The sequence below is a fragment of the Streptomyces sp. NPDC059010 genome (genome assembly GCF_042740355.1).
In the GTDB taxonomy this organism is placed as follows: Bacteria; Actinomycetota; Actinomycetes; order Streptomycetales; family Streptomycetaceae; genus Streptomyces.
Genome location: NZ_JBHYJA010000041.1, coordinates 39,876 through 58,215 on the forward strand (window position 1 = coordinate 39,876; position 18,340 = coordinate 58,215).

Annotated in this window: 17 protein-coding genes; 12 read left to right on the top strand and 5 right to left on the bottom strand. The window is 70.3% G+C overall.

The features are described from left to right. Nucleotides 1-110: 110 nt before the first annotated feature. Nucleotides 111-950, bottom strand: a complete 840-nt coding sequence (locus ACFWYS_RS34615; protein WP_384777436.1) for a glutamate ABC transporter substrate-binding protein — start codon at nucleotides 948-950, stop codon at nucleotides 111-113. 96 nt (nucleotides 951-1,046) lie between these two features. Beyond that, nucleotides 1,047-1,823 (bottom strand): amino acid ABC transporter ATP-binding protein, encoded by a 777-nt coding sequence (locus tag ACFWYS_RS34620; protein WP_384777439.1) that lies wholly within the window; start codon nucleotides 1,821-1,823, stop codon nucleotides 1,047-1,049. 286 nt (nucleotides 1,824-2,109) lie between these two features. Between ACFWYS_RS34620 and ACFWYS_RS34625 the strand changes: the two genes are divergently transcribed. Together ACFWYS_RS34625 and ACFWYS_RS34630 are read left to right on the top strand one after the other, a co-directional pair. Continuing rightward, complete coding sequence (locus ACFWYS_RS34625; RefSeq protein ID WP_384777442.1) at nucleotides 2,110-2,796, top strand: response regulator transcription factor; 687 nt, start codon at nucleotides 2,110-2,112, stop codon at nucleotides 2,794-2,796. Nucleotides 2,797-2,805: 9 nt separating this feature from the next. After that, complete coding sequence (locus ACFWYS_RS34630) at nucleotides 2,806-4,197, top strand: ATP-binding protein (RefSeq protein WP_384777445.1); 1,392 nt, start codon at nucleotides 2,806-2,808, stop codon at nucleotides 4,195-4,197. 250 nt (nucleotides 4,198-4,447) lie between these two features. On the opposite strand, the gene ACFWYS_RS34635 is transcribed toward ACFWYS_RS34630, so the two are convergent. Further along, nucleotides 4,448-5,443 carry a TAXI family TRAP transporter solute-binding subunit gene (locus tag ACFWYS_RS34635; RefSeq protein WP_384777448.1) on the bottom strand — a complete coding sequence of 332 codons (996 nt, stop codon included), beginning with the start codon at nucleotides 5,441-5,443 and terminating at the stop codon, nucleotides 4,448-4,450. A gap of 144 nt (nucleotides 5,444-5,587) precedes the next feature. Here ACFWYS_RS34635 and ACFWYS_RS34640 point away from each other — a divergent pair, with 144 nt between their 5' ends. From ACFWYS_RS34640 to ACFWYS_RS34655, 4 genes are all read left to right on the top strand, one after another. Beyond that, complete coding sequence (locus tag ACFWYS_RS34640; protein WP_384777451.1) at nucleotides 5,588-5,992, top strand: MazG nucleotide pyrophosphohydrolase domain-containing protein; 405 nt, start codon at nucleotides 5,588-5,590, stop codon at nucleotides 5,990-5,992. 138 nt (nucleotides 5,993-6,130) lie between these two features. Further along, nucleotides 6,131-7,651 (top strand): tRNA (N6-isopentenyl adenosine(37)-C2)-methylthiotransferase MiaB, encoded by a 1,521-nt coding sequence (gene miaB / locus ACFWYS_RS34645; RefSeq protein WP_384777454.1) that lies wholly within the window; start codon nucleotides 6,131-6,133, stop codon nucleotides 7,649-7,651. A 49-nt stretch (nucleotides 7,652-7,700) separates the two neighbouring features. After that, nucleotides 7,701-7,991: a hypothetical protein gene (locus tag ACFWYS_RS34650; protein WP_384777457.1), complete on the top strand. Its 291-nt coding sequence runs from the start codon at nucleotides 7,701-7,703 to the stop codon at nucleotides 7,989-7,991. 10 nt (nucleotides 7,992-8,001) lie between these two features. After that, nucleotides 8,002-8,730, top strand: a complete 729-nt coding sequence (locus ACFWYS_RS34655) for a class III extradiol dioxygenase subunit B-like domain-containing protein (RefSeq protein WP_384777460.1) — start codon at nucleotides 8,002-8,004, stop codon at nucleotides 8,728-8,730. Between the two features lie 110 nt (nucleotides 8,731-8,840). On the opposite strand, the gene ACFWYS_RS34660 is transcribed toward ACFWYS_RS34655, so the two are convergent. Next, nucleotides 8,841-9,137 (bottom strand): antitoxin, encoded by a 297-nt coding sequence (locus tag ACFWYS_RS34660; RefSeq protein WP_384777463.1) that lies wholly within the window; start codon nucleotides 9,135-9,137, stop codon nucleotides 8,841-8,843. Nucleotides 9,138-9,161: 24 nt separating this feature from the next. Then, nucleotides 9,162-9,443, bottom strand: a complete 282-nt coding sequence (locus ACFWYS_RS34665) for a hypothetical protein (RefSeq protein WP_384777466.1) — start codon at nucleotides 9,441-9,443, stop codon at nucleotides 9,162-9,164. Nucleotides 9,444-9,625: 182 nt separating this feature from the next. Between ACFWYS_RS34665 and miaA the strand changes: the two genes are divergently transcribed. From miaA to hflX, 6 genes are all read left to right on the top strand, one after another. Continuing rightward, nucleotides 9,626-10,564 (top strand): tRNA (adenosine(37)-N6)-dimethylallyltransferase MiaA, encoded by a 939-nt coding sequence (gene miaA, locus ACFWYS_RS34670; protein WP_384777469.1) that lies wholly within the window; start codon nucleotides 9,626-9,628, stop codon nucleotides 10,562-10,564. 108 nt (nucleotides 10,565-10,672) lie between these two features. Beyond that, nucleotides 10,673-11,182: a hypothetical protein gene (locus ACFWYS_RS34675; RefSeq protein ID WP_384777558.1), complete on the top strand. Its 510-nt coding sequence runs from the start codon at nucleotides 10,673-10,675 to the stop codon at nucleotides 11,180-11,182. A 109-nt stretch (nucleotides 11,183-11,291) separates the two neighbouring features. Then, nucleotides 11,292-12,185: a diaminopimelate epimerase gene (dapF, locus tag ACFWYS_RS34680; RefSeq protein WP_384777472.1), complete on the top strand. Its 894-nt coding sequence runs from the start codon at nucleotides 11,292-11,294 to the stop codon at nucleotides 12,183-12,185. A gap of 298 nt (nucleotides 12,186-12,483) precedes the next feature. Next, complete coding sequence (locus ACFWYS_RS34685; protein ID WP_384777475.1) at nucleotides 12,484-14,697, top strand: RelA/SpoT family protein; 2,214 nt, start codon at nucleotides 12,484-12,486, stop codon at nucleotides 14,695-14,697. Nucleotides 14,698-14,901: 204 nt separating this feature from the next. Beyond that, nucleotides 14,902-16,512, top strand: coding sequence for a M1 family metallopeptidase (locus ACFWYS_RS34690; protein ID WP_384777478.1), 1,611 nt, complete (start codon nucleotides 14,902-14,904; stop codon nucleotides 16,510-16,512). 192 nt (nucleotides 16,513-16,704) lie between these two features. After that, on the top strand, nucleotides 16,705-18,198 hold the full coding sequence (hflX, locus tag ACFWYS_RS34695) for a GTPase HflX (RefSeq protein WP_384777481.1): 1,494 nt from the start codon (nucleotides 16,705-16,707) through the stop codon (nucleotides 18,196-18,198). Nucleotides 18,199-18,340: the final 142 nt, after the last annotated feature.

The window sequence follows — 18,340 nt, forward strand, 5'->3', positions numbered from 1 at the left end:
CCTCTCAAGCACCAACACAAACACACACACCCCACAACCGACCGAGATCCGTGGTGTGTTTTTTACGGGGCCCTCGGGCGCGGTGGCCGCCCCACCTGTCAGGCGTTGCTTCAGCTCTTGACGTCGCCGATCTTCGGCGCGGGCTCGTTCTTGTACTCGGCCGGGCCGAGGTTCTTCTCCACGGCCGTGTCCCACGACTTGTCGGCGACCATGTCCTCAAGCGCCTTGTTGATCTTGGCCTTGAGGTCGCTGCCCTTCTTGACGCCGATGCCGTAGTTCTCGTTGGTCATCTTGAAGCCGCCCAGCTTGAACTTGCCCTTGTACTGGGCCTGGGAGGCGTAACCGGCGAGGATCGAGTCATCCGTGGTGAGCGCGTCGATGGCACCGCTCTGCAGACCGGTCAGACATGCCGAGTAGGTCGGGTACTGCTGCAACTGGGCCTTGGGCGCCAGCTTCTCCTTGACGTTCTGTGCGGAGGTCGAGCCGGTGACGGAACACAGCTTCTTGCTGTTGAGGTCCGCCGGCGACTTGATGGAGTTGTCGTCGGCGCGGACCAGGACGTCCTGGTGGGCCAGCAGGTACGGGCCGGCGAAGTCGACCGACTTCTCGCGCTCCGGGGTGATCGAGTAGGTGGCGGCGATGAAGTCGACGTCGCCGCGCTGCAGCAGAGTCTCGCGGTCGGCGCTCTTCGCTTCCTTCCACTGGATCTGGTCCGCGCTGTAACCAAGCTTCTTGGCGACGTACGTGGCGACGTCGACGTCGAAGCCGGCATAGCCCTGCGGGGTCTTCTGGCCGAGGCCCGGCTGGTCGAACTTGATGCCGATGGTGATCTTCTTGCCGCCACTGGAGCCTGCGTCGCTGTCCTTGTCGTTGTCCCCACCGCAAGCAGTAGCAGTGATCGACAGAGCGACTACAGCGGCCGCCGCGGCGGAGACCTTGCGGAGCTTCATGGTGAACATCCTTTGCGTGATGAAGAGATGCGCCCCGTCGGAGGGGTGTCCCTCGGAGGGTGATGACGCAGGTCGTAGGGTGCGTGAAGCAGTCCGTCAGTGGTGCAGGATCTTGGACAGGAAGTCCTTCGCGCGGTCGCTGCGAGGGTTGCTGAAGAACTGGTCCGGCACAGCTTCTTCGACGATCTTGCCGTCCGCCATGAACACCACCCGGTTGGCGGCCGAACGGGCGAAGCCCATCTCATGGGTGACGACGATCATGGTCATACCGTCGCGCGCGAGCTGCTGCATGACCTCCAGGACCTCATTGATCATCTCCGGGTCGAGCGCCGACGTGGGCTCGTCGAAGAGCATGACCTTGGGGTCCATGGCGAGTGCCCGGGCGATGGCCACACGCTGCTGCTGACCGCCGGAGAGCTGTGCGGGGTACTTGTCCGCCTGAGTACCCACACCCACGCGGTCCAACAGGGCGCGTGCCTTCTCCTCGGCCTTCTTCTTGTCGGCCTTGCGGACCTTCATCTGGCCCAGCATCACGTTTTCGAGCACGGTCTTGTGCGCGAACAGGTTGAAGGACTGGAAGACCATTCCGACGTCGGCACGCAGCTTGGCCAGCGCCTTGCCCTCCGCGGGCAGCGGCTTTCCGTCGATCGCGATCGTGCCGGAGTCGATCGTCTCCAGGCGGTTGATGGTGCGGCACAGGGTGGACTTTCCGGACCCGGAGGGTCCGATGACCACGACGACCTCACCGCGGGCGATCGTCAGATCGATGTCCTGGAGTACGTGCAACGCGCCGAAGTGCTTGTTGACGTCTTTCAGGACGACCAGTTCGTCGGTCGCGGCCACGTCATCCTTGGCCACCGATACTTCGGTCATCGCTCTCAGGCTCCGTCCTCCTCGGTTTCGGAGGACAGTAGTAACCGTATCCGACCTGCGTCATTAGTTCTGAGGGGAATCTGAGCATCACGATCCGATAGCAATCGGACACGTGTTGTAGCACTTGTGGCCTGGGCGCGTACCGGCTGGATAACGGAAGCTGCCGGGCAACCGGAACCACTTGACGGCGTCCTCGTCCATCAGCGTGACTTCCATGGTGCACGCGCGCGTGCACGCACTGTGTACTTATCGGAATCGTACGGCCGGTGAACCGAGGGAGGCCGGGATGAGACTGCTCCTCGTCGAGGACGACAACCATGTCGCAGCCGCGCTGTCCGCGGTCCTGGCGCGGCACGGTTTCGACGTCACGCACGCGCGTAGCGGCGAGGAGGCCCTTCAGGCGCTCGTCCCCGAGGGGAACGGCTTCGGCGTCGTCCTCCTCGACCTCGGCCTGCCCGACCAGGACGGATACGAGGTCTGCGGCAAGATCCGCAAGCGCACCAGCACCCCGGTGATCATGGTCACCGCGCGCTCCGACGTCCGCTCCCGCATCCACGGCCTCAACCTCGGGGCCGACGACTATGTGGTGAAGCCGTACGACACCGGAGAACTGCTCGCCCGGATCCACGCCGTCAGCCGGCGCACCGTGCAGGAGGACGCCGGGACGGGCGGCGAGGGGGTGCTGCGGCTGGGCGCCGTACACATCGAGCTGCCCACTCGTCAGGTCAGTGTGGACGGTTCGGTTGTCCAACTGACTCGCAAGGAGTTCGATCTCCTGGCCCTGCTCGCCCAGCGCCCCGGGGTCGTCTTCCGCCGGGAGCAGATCATCAGCGAGGTGTGGCGCACGAGTTGGGAGGGGACCGGGCGCACTCTTGAGGTGCATGTGGCGTCCCTGCGCGCCAAGCTGCGCATGCCGGCGCTGATCGAGACCGTACGAGGCGTCGGCTACCGGCTCGTCGCCCCGGTCGCGTAGCGGGTAAGGGTGCGCACTCGTCTCCTCCCGCTGCTCATCGTCCTGATGGCGGCCGTGCTGCTCGCGCTCGGCGTACCACTCGCCATCAGCCTGGCCTCGGCCCAGCAGCAGAAGGTGGTCGTCGACCGGATCGACGACACGGCGTACTTCGCGGCGATCGCACGGCCCGCCGCCGACACGACCTCCGGATCCCGCGACGAGCTGCGCATCCTCAGCCGTGAGCTGGAGAACTACTACGAGGTCTACGGCATCCAGGCCGGCGTCTTCCTGCCCAACGACACGCCCCTGGCCAACGGGCCGACGACCTGGTTCCTGCCCGAGACCGGCGAGGTGCGCGAGGCCTTCGAGGAGTCGCTGCTCAGCCGGCGCAGCCATGACCCGCAGCAGGTGTGGCCCTGGCAGCGGGGCCATCTCGTCGTCGCCTCGCCGGTCATCCGGGACGGCGACGTCGTCGCGGTCGTCGTCACCGACTCGCCCACCGGGCAGATGCGTTCACGGATCCTGGACGGCTGGCTGATCATCGGCGCGGGTCTGACGGCCGCGATGCTGGTGGCCGTCGGGGCCGCGCTCCGGCTGACCGGCTGGGTGCTCAGGCCGGTTCGGGTGCTGGACACCACCACACACGCGATCGCGAGCGGGCGCCTGAAGACACGGGTCGCGGTTGCCAGCGGTCCGCCGGAACTCCGGCGGCTGGCCCGGTCGTTCAACGAGATGGCGGACAACGTCGAGGACGTGCTGGAGCAGCAGCGCGCCTTCGTCGCCGACGCCTCGCACCAGCTGCGCAACCCGCTCGCGGCGCTGCTGCTGCGCATCGAACTGCTCGCATTCGAACTACCGGAGGGCAATGCGGAGATCGCCTCGGTCCAGGGCGAGGGCAAGCGCCTGGCCCAGGTTCTGGACGACCTGCTCGACCTCGCGCTGGCCGAGCACACCGAAGCCGACCTGCGGCTCACCGACGTCGGCGCGCTGACCGCCGAGCGCGTCGCGGCCTGGGCGCCGACCGCCGAGGCCAAGGGAGTACGGCTGGTGGGGGACTGCCCGGCCACCACCGCCTGGGCCGATCCGGTGGCGCTGTCCAGCGCGCTGGACGCGGTGATCGACAACGCGGTCAAGTTCACGCCGGAGGACGAGCGCGTCGAGGTGACCGTGACCTTCAACGGCAGTGCGTCGACGATCGTGGTCACCGACCACGGCCCCGGCCTCACCGACGAGGAGCTCGCCCGCATCGGCGACCGCTTCTGGCGCAGCGGCCGGCACCAGAACATCAAGGGCTCGGGCCTGGGCCTGTCGATCTCGCGGGTACTGCTCGCGGCGGGCGGGGGCTCCATCTCGTACGCCCGCAATGAACCGACCGGGCTCCGGGTGACGGTGACGGTGCCCAGGACGGCGCCGACGCAGTAGCCGAAGGGGCCGGCCGTTGCCCACAGCACAGCCGTCGCCTACGGCTCCGCCGTTGCCCACAGCTCATCCGCAGTCCGGCAGAGGAGTAGCCCGGCCACAGCCGTGCCCGGCCCCCCGGCACAGCCACAGCCACAGCCACAGCCCGGTCCAGTCGTAGCCATGCACAGTCGTAGCCACGCGCAGTCGTAGCCGGGCAGGCACGGCAGACGGACCGACGCCGAGCGCTTGCTACCGGTTCGGCCCGGACGTCCTACGGCTTGACCGAGCGGTAGTAGCGCTGGGCGCCCTCGTGCAACGACAGCGGGTCGGTGTAGATCGCCGTGCGCAGGTCGACCAGTTGCGCGGAGTGGACGTGGGCGCCGATGCCGTCGCGGCTCTTGATCACCGTGCGGGTCAGCCATTCGGTGAGCCGGGGATCCATGTCCTTGCGGGTGATCAGCAGGTTGGAGACGGCGATGGTCGGCACCGTGTCGCCGTTCTGGATGGTGGGGTACGCCGACTCCGGCATGTTGGTCGCGCGGTAGAAGTGGGCCGCGTCGCCCTGGGCGTGCACCTTGGCGACGAGGTCGGCGTCGATCGGCACGAACCGGAACGAGGAGGTCTCGGCGATCTTCTCCAGCCCGTCCGTCGGCACCCCGCTCGACCAGAAGAACGCGTCGAGCTCGCGCCCGAGCCGCTCGGGCCCGGTGTCGATGCCGTCCGACCGGGGCGTGATGTCCTTCTCCGGGTCGATGCCGGCGGCCTCCAGCACCCGGGTGGCGATCAGCCGGACACCGGAGTCGGGCAGCCCTATCGCCACCCGCTTGCCCTTCAGGTCCGCGACGGAGTGGATGTCGGAGTTCGGCGGCACGACCAGCTGGACATAGTCGTCGTACAGCCGGGCGACCCCGCGCAGCCGGTTGATGACGGGCTTGTCGGCGACCTCGAACGTGTCCACGGCGTCGGCGGCCGCGATCGTGAAGTCGGCCTGCCCGGTCGCCACGCGCTCGACGTTCTCCTGTGAGCCGTCGCTGGTCAGCAGCTTCACCTTCAGCTGCGGCATGTCCTTGGCGAGCTCCTTGCGCAGCAGGGCGCCGTACTCCTGGTACACCCCCGCGCGCGTGCCCGTGCTGAACGTGATCGTCCCGCTCGGCGGCTCCTCGCCCAGGGGCAGCAGCCACCACAGCAGGAGCCCCAGGGCGACGAACCCGGCGGCCGCGCCCTGCAGGGTCCGGCGCCTGCTGATTCGGGTGAGGATCTCGGACATGGCCGCGATCCTGCCAGCCGGTACGCGGTGCTGACCAGGGCAGGGGTCACAGGAAGGGCAGGAAAGGGAGGGCTTGGGTGTGACCGCCGGAGCCGGACGCCTCCGCGACAGGGACTGTCGGACCCGGCCGCTACAGTCGGTCACATGAGTTCCTCCCCCGCCGACCTGGTCCGTGAGTTCCACCTCGCCTTCGGGCTCGACGCCCGCAGTACGCCCACCGAGGTCTCCCCGGAACTGGCCGGGCACCGTGGCGAGCTGCTCGCGGAGGAAGCCGCGGAGGTCGCCGAGGTCTGCGTCACCGGCCCGCTCGACAGACTCGCGCACGAGCTGGCGGACGTCGTCTACGTCGCGTACGGCACGGCCCTGGTCCACGGGATCGACCTCGACGCCGTACTCGCCGAGATCCACCGCTCCAACATGACCAAGCTGGGCCCCGACGGCCAGGTCGCCCGCCGGGCCGACGGCAAGGTACTCAAGGGGGAGCACTACGAGGCACCGGACGTGTCGGGTGTGCTGCGCCGCCAGGGGTGGGCGGTCGGCGAGGCGTAGCGCCCCGCCCCGGCCCCTGGCCCCGCCCCGGCCCCTGCCCTGCGCCCCCGGGCCGGTGAGCGGCGCTTGTGTTTCCGTCTCTCCTCCCGCCACCTCGGTCCGGGACGGGCGGTTCTCACGACCGCATACCCTTGTCCCATGAGCAGCAGCGACCGGAGCACGGCAGTGGACGTTCGACCCAAGACGTACGAAGTGCGCACCTACGGGTGCCAGATGAACGTCCACGATTCCGAGCGATTGTCGGGGCTGCTCGAAGACGCCGGTTACGTACGCGCGCCCGAGGACGCGAACGGCGACGCGGACGTCGTCGTCTTCAACACCTGCGCGGTCCGCGAGAACGCCGACAACAAGCTGTACGGCAACCTCGGCCACCTCGCGCCGATGAAGACGAAGCGCCCCGGGATGCAGATCGCGGTCGGCGGCTGTCTGGCGCAGAAGGACCGCGACACCATCGTGAAGCGGGCGCCCTGGGTCGACGTCGTCTTCGGCACGCACAACATCGGCAAGCTGCCCGTCCTGCTGGAACGCGCGCGCGTGCAGGAGGAGGCGCAGGTCGAGATCGCCGAGTCGCTGGAGGCGTTCCCCTCGACGCTGCCGACCCGGCGCGAGAGCGCCTACGCGGCCTGGGTGTCGATCTCCGTCGGCTGCAACAACACCTGCACCTTCTGCATCGTCCCGGCCCTGCGCGGCAAGGAGAAGGACCGTCGCACCGGCGACATCCTCGCCGAGATCGAGGCCCTGGTCGGCGAGGGCGTCTCCGAGATCACACTGCTCGGCCAGAACGTCAACGCGTACGGCTCCGACATCGGCGACCGCGAGGCGTTCAGCAAGCTGCTGCGGGCCTGCGGAAAGATCGAGGGCCTGGAGCGGGTCCGCTTCACCTCCCCGCACCCGCGCGACTTCACCGACGACGTGATCGCGGCCATGGCCGAGACGCCGAACGTGATGCCGCAGCTGCACATGCCGCTCCAGTCCGGCTCGGACACCGTCTTGAAGGCGATGCGCCGCTCCTACCGACAGGAGCGCTACCTCGGGATCATCGAGAAGGTCCGCGCCGCCATCCCGCACGCCGCGATCACCACCGACATCATCGTGGGCTTCCCCGGCGAGACCGAGGAGGACTTCGAGGAGACGATGCACGTGGTGCGCGAGGCACGGTTCACGCAGGCCTTCACCTTCCAGTACTCCAAGCGCCCCGGAACCCCGGCCGCGACCATGGAGAACCAGATCCCCAAGAAGGTCGTCCAGGCGCGCTACGAGCGTCTCGTCGCCCTTCAGGAGGAGATCTCCTGGGAGGAGAACAAGAAGCAGGTCGGCCGGATACTGGAGCTGATGGTCGCCGAGGGCGAGGGCCGCAAGGACGACGCCACGCACCGTCTCTCCGGCCGCGCCCCCGACAACCGACTGGTCCACTTCACCAAGCCGGACCAGGAAGTACGCCCCGGCGACGTGGTCACCGTCGAGATCACGTACGCCGCCCCGCACCACCTTCTCGCCGAGGGCCCCGTCCTCGACGTGCGCCGCACGCGCGCGGGCGATGCCTGGGAGAAGCGCAACACCACCGAGGCCGCCAAGCCGGCCGGCGTCCTGCTCGGCCTGCCGAAGATCGGCGTCCCCGAGCCACTGCCGGCGGCGACGGGCGGCTGCGCGGCACACTGACCCCACGCGCGCGTGCTGGGGCGGACCGAGCAGGAGGGCGGGGGCGGACATGGCTCAGTGGGTCGTGGTCGTGCAGTCCGGTTCGGGGGAGCAGTACCGCTACGAGGAGGCGGCCCGCTTCGAGGGCACCCTGGAGCAGGCCCGCGCCTTCCTCTACGAGGTCGCCTGCACCCACAAGCCCCGCAGCGGGCTGCGTCAGCGGAGCCGTGAGGTGTTCAGGGTCGGTGACGGGGACGCGTACTACGCGCGCATAGAGGGCCGGATGACCTCCCACCGCGTCTTGTTCCAGCTGGCCCGGCGGGTGTGGAGCACCGACGCCGAGCCGCCCCCCTCGCAGTAGGCTCCCGATCATGCTTGTCGCCGCCGCAGTCTGCCCCTGCCCGCCGCTCCTGGTGCCCGAGCTCGCGGCGGGCGCCGCCCCCGAGCTGGACACCGCGCGTGCCGCCTGCACGGACGCGCTCGGCGTACTCGCGGCAGCCCGGCCGGACCGGCTGGTGGTCGTGGGGCCCGCCGACGAGAGTGGGCACTGGACGTACGCGCAGGGGACGGCGGGTTCCTTCCGCGGGTTCGGCGTGGACGTCGACGTACGGCTGGGGCGCGCTGCCGCGGGCCAGGAGACGCTTCCGGAGCCATCGCGAGGACCCCTTCCGGCTTCGCTCGCCGTCGCCGCGTGGCTGCTGGAGCGGACCGGATGGGCGGACGCCCCGATCGAGGGCCTCGCGGTGGAACCTCTGACGGTCGAGCGGTGTATTGAAATCGGAAGAGACATCGCCGCCCGGTCCGAGCGGGTGGCGCTGCTGGTGATGGGCGACGCCAGCGCCTGCCGCACGCTCAAGGCCCCCGGCTACCTCGACGAGCGCGCGGAGCCGTTCGACGCGTCCGTCGCACGTGCGCTGGGCAAGGCGGACATGGCCGCGCTCAAGACGCTGGACATCCAGCTCGCGCACGACCTGAAGGCCTCCGGCCGGGCGCCGTGGCAGATCCTCGCGGGCGCCGCCGAGCAGGCGGACCTCTCGGGCACCCTGCTGTACGACGACGCGCCGTACGGGGTCGGGTACCTGGTCGCGACCTGGTCGTAGAGCACGCCCGACGCGGGACGGCAGCGCGCACCAGGCTGGGCAGGGCACATCGGGCAAACGGCGGACGGCCGGGAGCCCTCAAGCTCCGCGGCCGTCCGTCGATGTGCCGTTCAGGTCGTCGGCGGGGGTGAGCCCGGCGGCGGTGTGCTGCTGCCGGTCCCCGTGCCGTCGCCCTTGTGCGCGAGTCGGTCCATGGCGCCCTTGGCCTTGTCCGTGCCCGTATGGATCTTGTTGCTGTACTTGCCCTTGGTCTTCTCGTCGACGACCTTCGCGGCCTTGTCGAGGCCGTGCTGGACCTTTTCCTCGTGCCGCTGCGCGAAGTCCGAGACCTTGTGCCGGTGTGCGAAGTCGGAGACCTTGCCCTTGGCCGGGGCGAGTCTGGCTTTCAAACTATCCATCAGACGCATGCTTCACCTTCCCGCGCGGGGCAGCTACGTGCGGGCGCCCTCACCGGCCTCACTGTCGGCCGCCTCGTCGGCGGACTGCTGCTTGGGGATCTCGACGCCGTCCTCGGCACCGTCCTTGGCGGCGCTCTCGGTGGACTCCGCTGCCGCCGACTCGGCGGCGTCCTCGGCCTTGGCCTCCGCCGACCCCTTCGCCTCTGCCGCCTCATCCGCCGTGGCTTCGGCCGTTGGGGTGTCGGCCTGCGCCTCGGCGGTTGACGCCTCCTCCGTGACCTTCGACCTCCGGAGAAGTCGTGCAAAAACGCCCATATCCACTCCATACGTTACTCGTGCGGGCGAAATCCCGCGTCGTCCGGTGCGCCCGATTGCGCCGCCCGGTTGCCGCCCCCTCGAAACCAGCGGCGAAAACCTCGCAACTGGCAACGACCCCGCGCGCGTGCCGTCACGTAACTCGTTCGAGTCCACCCCGTGAGGTTTGCGAGACTGGGGCGGTGAGTAGTGCATCCCCCGCCCCCCGCGTCATCGCCGTCGTCGGACCCACCGCAGCCGGAAAGTCCGATCTGGGCGTCTTTCTCGCCCAGCGGCTCGGCGGCGAGGTCGTCAACGCCGACTCCATGCAGCTCTACCGAGGGATGGACATCGGCACCGCCAAGCTGACGCCCGAGGAGCGCGCCGGCGTCCCGCACCACCTGCTGGACATCTGGGACGTGACGGTCACCGCGTCGGTCGCCGAGTACCAGCGGCTCGCCCGGGAGCGGATCGACGCACTGCTCGCCGACGGGCGCTGGCCGATCCTCGTCGGCGGCTCGGGGCTGTACGTCCGCGCCGCCGTCGACAATCTGGAGTTCCCCGGCACCGACCCCGAGGTCAGGGCCCGGCTGGAGGAGGAGCTGGCGCTGCGCGGCTCCGGGGCGCTGCACGCCCGCTTGGCCGCCGCCGACCCCGAGGCCGGGCAGGCGATCCTGCCCAGCAACGGCCGCCGGATCGTCCGCGCCCTCGAAGTGATCGAGATCACCGGCCAGCCCTTCACCGCCAACCTCCCCGGCCACGACTCGATCTACGACACCGTCCAGATAGGCGTCGACGTGGCCCGCCCCGAACTGGACGAGCGCATCGCCCGGCGCGTCGACCGGATGTGGGACGCCGGGCTCGTGGACGAGGTGCGCGCGCTGGAGGCGCAGGGGTTGCGTGAGGGGCGTACGGCCTCGCGTGCGCTCGGCTACCAGCAGGTGCTCGCGGCGCTCGCCGGGGAGTGCACCCTCGAAGAAGCGCGGGCCGAGACCGTACGGGCCACCAAGCGCTTCGCGCGCCGCCAGGATTCGTGGTTCAGGCGGGATCCGCGGGTGCACTGGCTGAGTGGGGCTGCGGCAGATCTCACAGAACTTCCGCATCTCGCCCTGGCGTTGGTCGAACGACCGGTTACAGCCTGATCACGTGATGGCATCGGGACGCTCCGGCCGTCATCCCGGCCTCCGGCGCCATGCCATCATCGAGCTTCGATCGACCAAGTGGAGTCCGAGTTGGGAGGGCGCGTGGCGATGGAGGCCGGCCCTCGCGACACCGCACAAGGCACCGAGCACGTCACCACTGACCAGGGTGAACGTGAACAGGACGGCGACCGTCCGATCCCCGACGGGCTCGACGAGACCGAGACCGAGGGTGGTGTCACCGACGACGGTCCCGAGCCCGAGGAGATGTACGCCGGCGGCCCGGAGGTAGAGGTCGAGCTGCGCCCGCAGCGCCGGCTGCGCATCTGGCAGCTCGCGCCCATCGTGTCCCTGGCCGCGGTCGGCTCCCTGATGTTCGCGTTCCCGCTGGCCTTCGACTTCGGCGACAGCGGCGCCGTGATCGCCATGCTGGGGCTGCTGATCTGCTCCTGCGCGGCCGGCTGGGGCATGATGGCCGCCCGCCGCGTCGGTTACACGTGGCCCGGGTTGCCGCAGCGGGGCTCCGGCCGCAGGGCGGACTGGCGGGTCGCGCTGGCGTACGCCCTGCTCGTCGTCGCGGTGGTCGTGCTCGCCGTGTGGCGAGTGGCCCGGCTGCGCTGACCTTCACGCACGCACGCGCGTGCCTCGTCGGCGCACCCCACGCGCACGTGGGCGGTCGTAGGACCCCGCGTCGGCCTGCGGTGTCGTACCGACCCCTTACGATCGAGGAATGAGCACGCGGATCGCCTTCCTCAAGGGTCACGGCACCGAGAACGACTTCGTGATCGTCCCGGACCCCGAGAACGTCATCGACCTGCCGCAGGCCGCCGTCGCCGCCCTGTGCGACCGTCGCGCGGGCATCGGCGGTGACGGGCTGCTGCACGTGGTCCGGTCCGCGGCGCACCCCGAGGCCAGGCACATGGCGGCCGAGGCCGAGTGGTTCATGGACTACCGCAACGGCGACGGCTCGATCGCGGAGATGTGCGGAAACGGCGTGCGCGTCTTCGCGCGCTACCTCCAGCGCGCCGGACACGTGACCGAGGGCGACCTCGCGCTGGCCACGCGCGGGGGCGTGAAGACCGTGCACATCGCCAAGACCGCGTCCCAGAGCGGCTCCGCCGCGGGTGATGTCACGGTCGGCATGGGCAAGGCTCTGCTCCCCGAAGGGGACGTCACGGTCAGCGTCGGCGAGCGCAGCTGGCCCGCACGCAACGTGAACATGGGCAACCCGCACGCCGTCGCCTTCGTGGACGACCTCGCGCACGCCGGCAACCTGTACTCCCCGCCGCCGTTCAGCCCGGCCTCCGCGTATCCGGACGGGGTCAACGTCGAGTTCGTGGTCGACCGCGGTCCCCAGCACGTCGCCCTGCGCGTGCACGAGCGCGGTGCCGGTGAGACCCGGTCGTGCGGCACGGGCGCGTGTGCCGTCGCCGTGGCCGCCGCGCGACGGGACGGGGCCGACCCGGCGGTCACCGGAGCACCCGCGACGTACACCGTCGATGTGCCCGGCGGCACCCTGGTGATCACCGAGCGGCCCGACGGCGAGATCGAGATGACCGGTCCCGCGGTGATCGTGGCCGAGGGAGAGATCGACGCGGAGTGGCTGGAATCGCTCGGTCGCTGAGCGGTTCGCCGGCTTGGTATCAGAGCCCGGGGCTGCTCACGGCCTCAGAGTTGGGGCACCCGCGCCCCGGGCACGCTCCGGAATCACGAACTCCCGTTCGTGGGTTGGCGCGAAACAATAATCCTGCGAACCCTCGCTCGAATGGGTGATCCGTTTCACGCTCGGCGAGAGGCGGTCAGCCGCACGTGATGGGCTCGGTAGCATCAAGCACCGGCCCGGACGGGGGAGAAGCCGCCACCCCTGTGCCGTGTCCGCCATGGGGCACCCCGTCCGCCGGTCCACGCAGCCGGAGGTGCCCATGAGTGCGGAGGCAACGAACCCCGCGACGCCAGGCCCGGTAGCAGGCCCTGCGACGCCTGCCGTGCCGCGCAGGAAGGCCCGCGCCCGGCTCGATCTGCGCCGCCTCGGCCGGGCCGCCCTGCTCGGCCCCGCCTCGCGCGACCGGCTGCCCGACGCGATCGGCCATGTCGTCGACGCCCACCGCGCCCACCACCCGGACGCCGACCTCGAACCGCTGCGCCGCGCCTATGTGCTGGCCGAGTCCTCGCACCGCGGCCAGATGCGCAAGAGCGGCGAGCCGTACATCACACACCCGCTCGCCGTGACCCTGATCCTCGCCGAACTCGGCGCGGAGACCACGACCTTGACGGCCTCGCTGCTCCACGACACCGTCGAGGACACCGAGGTGACGCTCGATCAGGTCGGCGAGCAGTTCGACGCCGAGGTCCGCTTCCTCGTCGACGGCGTGACGAAGCTGGAGAAGGTCGACTACGGCGCCGCCGCCGAGCCCGAGACTTTTCGCAAGATGCTCGTCGCCACCGGCAACGACGTCCGGGTGATGTCGATCAAACTCGCCGACCGGCTGCACAACATGCGCACCCTCGGCGTGATGCGCCCCGAGAAACAGGCCCGCATCGCCAAGGTGACCCGCGACGTCCTCATCCCGCTCGCCGAACGACTCGGCGTCCAGGCGCTCAAGACCGAACTGGAGGACCTGGTCTTCGCGATCCTGCACCCCGAGGAGTACGAGCACACACGGGAGTTGATCGTCGACAACGCCTCCCGCGCGGACGACCCGCTCGCCGAGATGGCCGACGCGATGCGCACGGTCCTGCGCGAGGCCGACATCCAGGCCGAAGTCCTCATCCGGCCACGCCACTTCGTCTCCGTGCACCGAGTGGCCCGCAAGCGGGGGCGGTTGCGCGGCGCGGACTTCGGACGGCTGCTGGTGCTGGTGACCGAGGACGCGGACTGTTACGCCGTCCTGGGCGAACTGCACACCTGTATGACGCCCGTGGTCTCGGAGTTCAAGGACTTCATCGCCGTCCCCAAGTTCAACCTGTACCAGTCGCTGCACACCGCCGTGGCCCGCGAGGACGGTCAGGTCACCGAAGTCCTCATCCGCACCCACCAGATGCACAAGGTCGCCGAGGCAGGCGTCGTCGCGCTCGGCAATCCCTACGCCGCTCCCGCGGAGGAGCAGGCCGCCACGAGCGACGGCGAGCGGGTGGACCCCACCCGCCCCGGCTGGCTCTCCCGTCTCCTCGACTGGCAGGAGGGCGCCCCCGACCCGGACACCTTCTGGTCCACCCTGCGCGAGGACCTTGCCCAGGACCGCGAGATCACCGTCTTCCGGCCCGACGGCGGCACCCTGGGCCTGCCCGAGGGCGCGACCTGTGTGGACGCCGCGTACGCGCAGTACGGCGAGGACGCGCACGCGTGCATCGGCGCCCGCGTCAACGGCCGCCTGGCGACCCTCAGCACGGTTCTGCGGGACGGCGACACCGTCCAGCTCCTCATGGGCCAGGACCCGGCCTCGGAGCCCTCCAGGGAGTGGCTGGAGCACGCCCACACGGCCGCCGCCCGCATCGCCATCCAGCGATGGCTGGCCACCCATCCGCCGCAGGTCGACACCGTCGGGGGCGAGGAGCCCGGGGAGGAGCCCTTCCGGCCCGAGCCGGACGCTTCGGCGAGCAGGGCGGACGCCTCGGAGGAACCGGCCGCCCGCCCGGCCGCCGAGGGGCCGCTCACCGGGTCGGCCGGCCGCTCCGCGGCGGGCAACGTCCTCGTCGACCGGCCCGGCGCGTCCGTACGCCTCGCCGGCTGCTGCACCCCCGTACCGCCCGACGAGGTCACCGGGTTCACCGTGCGCGGGGGAGTGGTGACCGTCCACCGGGTCGGGTGCGCGGCGGTGGCGCGGATGAAGGGCGTGGGGCGCCCGGAGGTCGACGTGCGCTGGGGGGACACCACCGAGTGCCGGGTCACCCTGGTCGCCGAATCGTTCGTTCGCCCGCACCTGCTGGCGGACCTCACGGAAGCGATGGCCCAGGAGGGCGCGGAAATCGTCTCGGCGACGGTCGAGCCGCCGACCCAGCAGCGCGTACGCCACACCTACACGGTCCAACTCCCGGACGCGGCGCAGCTCCCGGGGTTGATGCGGGCCATGCGGAACGTCGCGGGCGTGTACGACGTGAGCCGGGCGCAGACCCAGACGCAGACGCACGGGGTGTGAGGGAGCGCGGTTCACGCCGGGCGTGTGCGTGGGCGGGAGCGCCCTACGGTGCAGCCCGCACCCCCCGGCACCCCTCTCGCACCACCCAGCGCCGACGGTGCGCCGCACGCCGTTCCCTGGACTGCATCCACCCGACACACCCCTTCGAGTGTGCTGGTCGCGCGTCGCCGCCGTCCCGCACGCGCGCGCTGATAGCCGTGGTGCATGCTGCTCATCCCCCGCATCGAGGCCTTGCGACCAGTCCCTGGCGCCCCTCGCCCTCGCCCCCGATCCGCCCGCCGCAGGGTGCCCGCGCTGCTCGCCCTGGCCGTCTCCACCTGTCTCCTCGCCGCGAGCGCCCCCGCCACACCCCTGGGTGTCGGCGACCGCCTCTACCCGCACCTGGGCAACCCCGGCTACGACGTGGCGGCGTACGACCTCTCCTTCACCTATCCGGGCACCAACACCAAGCACCTTCAGGCCGTGACCAGGATCGACGCCTGGACGACCGCGGATCTCGACCGCATTAACCTGGACTTCGCCCACGGCCAGGTCGAGTCCGTCGAGGTCGACGGGTCGCCCGCGAAGTTCAGCACCGCCGGTGAGGATCTCGTGATCACGCCCGAGACCCCGTTGTCCGAGGGCAACTGGACGCGGATCACCGTGCGGCACACCAGTGATCCCGAGTACGGGGAGAAGCGGGAGGGCGGCTGGGTACGGACCGCCGACGGGCTTGCCATGGCCAACCAGGCCGACGCCGCCCACGTGGTGTTCCCGTGCAACGACCACCCCTCCGACAAGGCGATGTTCACCTTCCGGGTCACCGCGCCCAACGGTTACACGGTCGTTGCCAACGGCCAGCGGGCCGACACGAACCGCGCGGGCAAGGCGACGACATGGACGTACCGCACCGCGCACCCCATGGCCACCGAGATCGCCCAGGTGTCCATCGGCCGCTCCAAGGTGCTGACCCGCACCGGGCCGCACGGACTGCCCGTCCGCGACGTCGTGCCCACCGGGCAGCGCGAGAAGCTCGAACCGTGGCTGAAGAAGACCCCCGAACAGATCTCCTGGATGGAGAGCAAGATCGGGGAGTACCCCTTCGAGACGTACGGCCTGCTCGTGGCCGACGCCTCCACCGGCTTCGAGCTGGAGACCCAGACGCTCTCCCTCTTCGAACGAGGGCTCTTCACCGAGCCCGCCTTCCCGAAGTGGTACGTCGAGTCGATCATGGTGCATGAGCTGGCGCACCAGTGGTTCGGCGACAGCGTCAGCCCGCGCACCTGGTCCGACCTGTGGCTCAGCGAGGGGCACGCCACCTGGTACGAGGCCCTGTACGCGGCGGAGAAGGCGGACCGGCCGCTGGAGGCCCGGATGAAGGCCGCCTACGCCGCCTCCGACCGCTGGCGCGCGGCCGGCGGACCGCCCGCGTCCCCCAAGGCGCCCGAGCCCGGCAAGAAGAACGGCATCTTCCGGCCGAACGTCTACGACGGAGCGGCCCTGGTCCTGTACGCCCTCCGGCAGGAGATCGGCGCCCCGGCCTTCGAGCGGCTGCAACGCGCGTGGGTGAGCCGCTACCAGGACCGGACCGCCTCGACCTCGGACTTCGTCGCGCTCGCGGAGGAGGTCTCCGGACGCCACCTGCACGGGTTCATGCAGTCCTGGCTCTACGGCGAGAAGACCCCGCCGATGCCGGGCCGGCCGGAGTGGAAGGCCACGGACCCCGGCAAGCAGCCGGCGACGACGGGGAAGCCCGCCAAGGCCGGGACGGCGGGCAAGCCCGTGAAGAGCGGGAAGACCGACAAGGCCGACAAGACCGGGAAGACCGCGGAATAAGGCGGTGACGAGACGCCCCGTGCCGTGCGACCATCTTCGGGTCGGCGCGGCACGGGGCACGGGAATCTCCCGGGGCACTCGTACGTTGTCAGCAGTGACGGACCAGATTCCGGGCGCTACGGACCCGTTCCGAGGCGCCTGCGTCGCTGCCGCCGTCGGCGCCAACGGATCACCCATCGACGTAAGGACCCAATGACCTCCTCTTCTTCCTTTTCCCAGGACACTCAGCGCTTCGCGTACAGCAATCCCGAAGGTCTTCGGGCCGATGCCCTGATGGAAGAGGACGTCGCCTGGAGCCACGAGATCGACGGAGAGCGGGACGGCGACCAGTTCGACCGCTCCGAGCGCGCGGCTCTGCGCCGCGTCGCCGGTCTCTCCACCGAGCTTGAGGACGTCACCGAGGTCGAGTACCGCCAGCTCCGTCTGGAGCGGGTCGTGCTCGTCGGTGTCTGGACCTCGGGGACCGCGCAGGACGCGGACAACTCGCTGGCGGAGCTCGCCGCCCTCGCGGAGACCGCGGGCGCGCTCGTGCTCGACGGCGTGGTCCAGCGTCGCGACAAGCCCGACGCGGCCACCTACATCGGCTCCGGCAAGGCCGACGAGCTGCGGGACATCGTCCTGGAGACCGGCGCCGACACCGTCATCTGCGACGGTGAGCTCAGTCCGGGGCAGCTCATCCACCTTGAGGACGTCGTCAAGGTCAAGGTCATCGACCGCACGGCCCTGATCCTCGACATCTTCGCCCAGCACGCCAAGTCCCGAGAGGGCAAGGCGCAGGTCGCGCTCGCGCAGATGCAGTACATGCTGCCGAGGCTCCGCGGCTGGGGTCAGTCGCTGTCCCGGCAGATGGGCGGCGGCAAGGGCGGCGGCCTCGCCACCCGTGGTCCCGGTGAGACCAAGATCGAGACGGACCGGCGACGGATCCGCGAGAAGATGGCGAAGATGCGCCGGGAGATCGCGGAGATGAAGACCGGCCGCGAGATCAAGCGCAATGAGCGCAAGCGCCACAAGGTGCCGTCGGTGGCCATCGCCGGCTACACCAACGCCGGCAAGTCCTCCCTGCTCAACCGCCTCACGGGCGCGGGCGTGCTGGTGGAGAACGCCCTGTTCGCGACCCTCGACCCGACCGTGCGCCGGGCCGAGACCCCGAGCGGACGGCTGTACACCCTGGCCGACACGGTCGGTTTCGTACGGCACCTGCCGCACCACCTGGTCGAGGCGTTCCGCTCCACCATGGAGGAGGTCGGCGAGTCCGACCTGATCCTGCACGTGGTGGACGGGGCGCACCCGAACCCGGAGGAGCAGCTGGCCGCCGTGCGCGAGGTGATCAGGGACGTCGGCGCCGTCGACGTACCGGAGATCGTCGTGATCAACAAGGCGGACGCGGCCGACCCGCTGACCCTTCAGCGGCTCATGCGGATCGAGAAGCGTTCCATCGCCGTCTCGGCCCGCACCGGTCAGGGCATCAAGGAGCTGCTCGCGCTCATCGACAACGAGCTGCCGAGGCCGTCCGTCGAGGTCGAGGCGCTCGTGCCGTACACCCACGGCAAGCTGGTCGCCCGCGCCCACACCGAGGGCGAGGTGATCTCCGAGGAGCACACCCCGGAGGGCACGCTGCTCAAGGCGCGGGTGCACGAGGAACTGGCGGCGGATCTCGCGCCGTACATTCCGGCGCCGACCGCCTGAGCCGTCGCCGGGCGGCCTGCCCGGACCGTCGTGAAATCGCGGTGGGGGCGCCCCCCGCCGGGGGGGGGGGGGGGCCGGCGGGGGGGGGGGGGGCGCGGGGGCCCCCCCCCCCCGCGCGAGCGGGTGTTTGTTGTTAACCCCC

Coding starts and splice junctions, on each gene's coding strand:
- ACFWYS_RS34615 (WP_384777436.1), bottom strand. CDS start 950: ATGAAGCTCCGCAAGGTCTCCGCCGCGGCGGCCGCTGTAGTCGCTCTG.
- ACFWYS_RS34620 (WP_384777439.1), bottom strand. CDS start 1,823: ATGACCGAAGTATCGGTGGCCAAGGATGACGTGGCCGCGACCGACGAA.
- ACFWYS_RS34625 (WP_384777442.1), top strand. CDS start 2,110: ATGAGACTGCTCCTCGTCGAGGACGACAACCATGTCGCAGCCGCGCTG.
- ACFWYS_RS34635 (WP_384777448.1), bottom strand. CDS start 5,443: ATGTCCGAGATCCTCACCCGAATCAGCAGGCGCCGGACCCTGCAGGGC.
- ACFWYS_RS34640 (WP_384777451.1), top strand. CDS start 5,588: ATGAGTTCCTCCCCCGCCGACCTGGTCCGTGAGTTCCACCTCGCCTTC.
- miaB (WP_384777454.1), top strand. CDS start 6,131: ATGAGCAGCAGCGACCGGAGCACGGCAGTGGACGTTCGACCCAAGACG.
- ACFWYS_RS34650 (WP_384777457.1), top strand. CDS start 7,701: ATGGCTCAGTGGGTCGTGGTCGTGCAGTCCGGTTCGGGGGAGCAGTAC.
- ACFWYS_RS34655 (WP_384777460.1), top strand. CDS start 8,002: ATGCTTGTCGCCGCCGCAGTCTGCCCCTGCCCGCCGCTCCTGGTGCCC.
- ACFWYS_RS34660 (WP_384777463.1), bottom strand. CDS start 9,137: ATGCGTCTGATGGATAGTTTGAAAGCCAGACTCGCCCCGGCCAAGGGC.
- ACFWYS_RS34665 (WP_384777466.1), bottom strand. CDS start 9,443: ATGGGCGTTTTTGCACGACTTCTCCGGAGGTCGAAGGTCACGGAGGAG.
- ACFWYS_RS34675 (WP_384777558.1), top strand. CDS start 10,673: ATGGAGGCCGGCCCTCGCGACACCGCACAAGGCACCGAGCACGTCACC.
- dapF (WP_384777472.1), top strand. CDS start 11,292: ATGAGCACGCGGATCGCCTTCCTCAAGGGTCACGGCACCGAGAACGAC.
- ACFWYS_RS34685 (WP_384777475.1), top strand. CDS start 12,484: ATGAGTGCGGAGGCAACGAACCCCGCGACGCCAGGCCCGGTAGCAGGC.
- ACFWYS_RS34690 (WP_384777478.1), top strand. CDS start 14,902: ATGCTGCTCATCCCCCGCATCGAGGCCTTGCGACCAGTCCCTGGCGCC.
- hflX (WP_384777481.1), top strand. CDS start 16,705: ATGACCTCCTCTTCTTCCTTTTCCCAGGACACTCAGCGCTTCGCGTAC.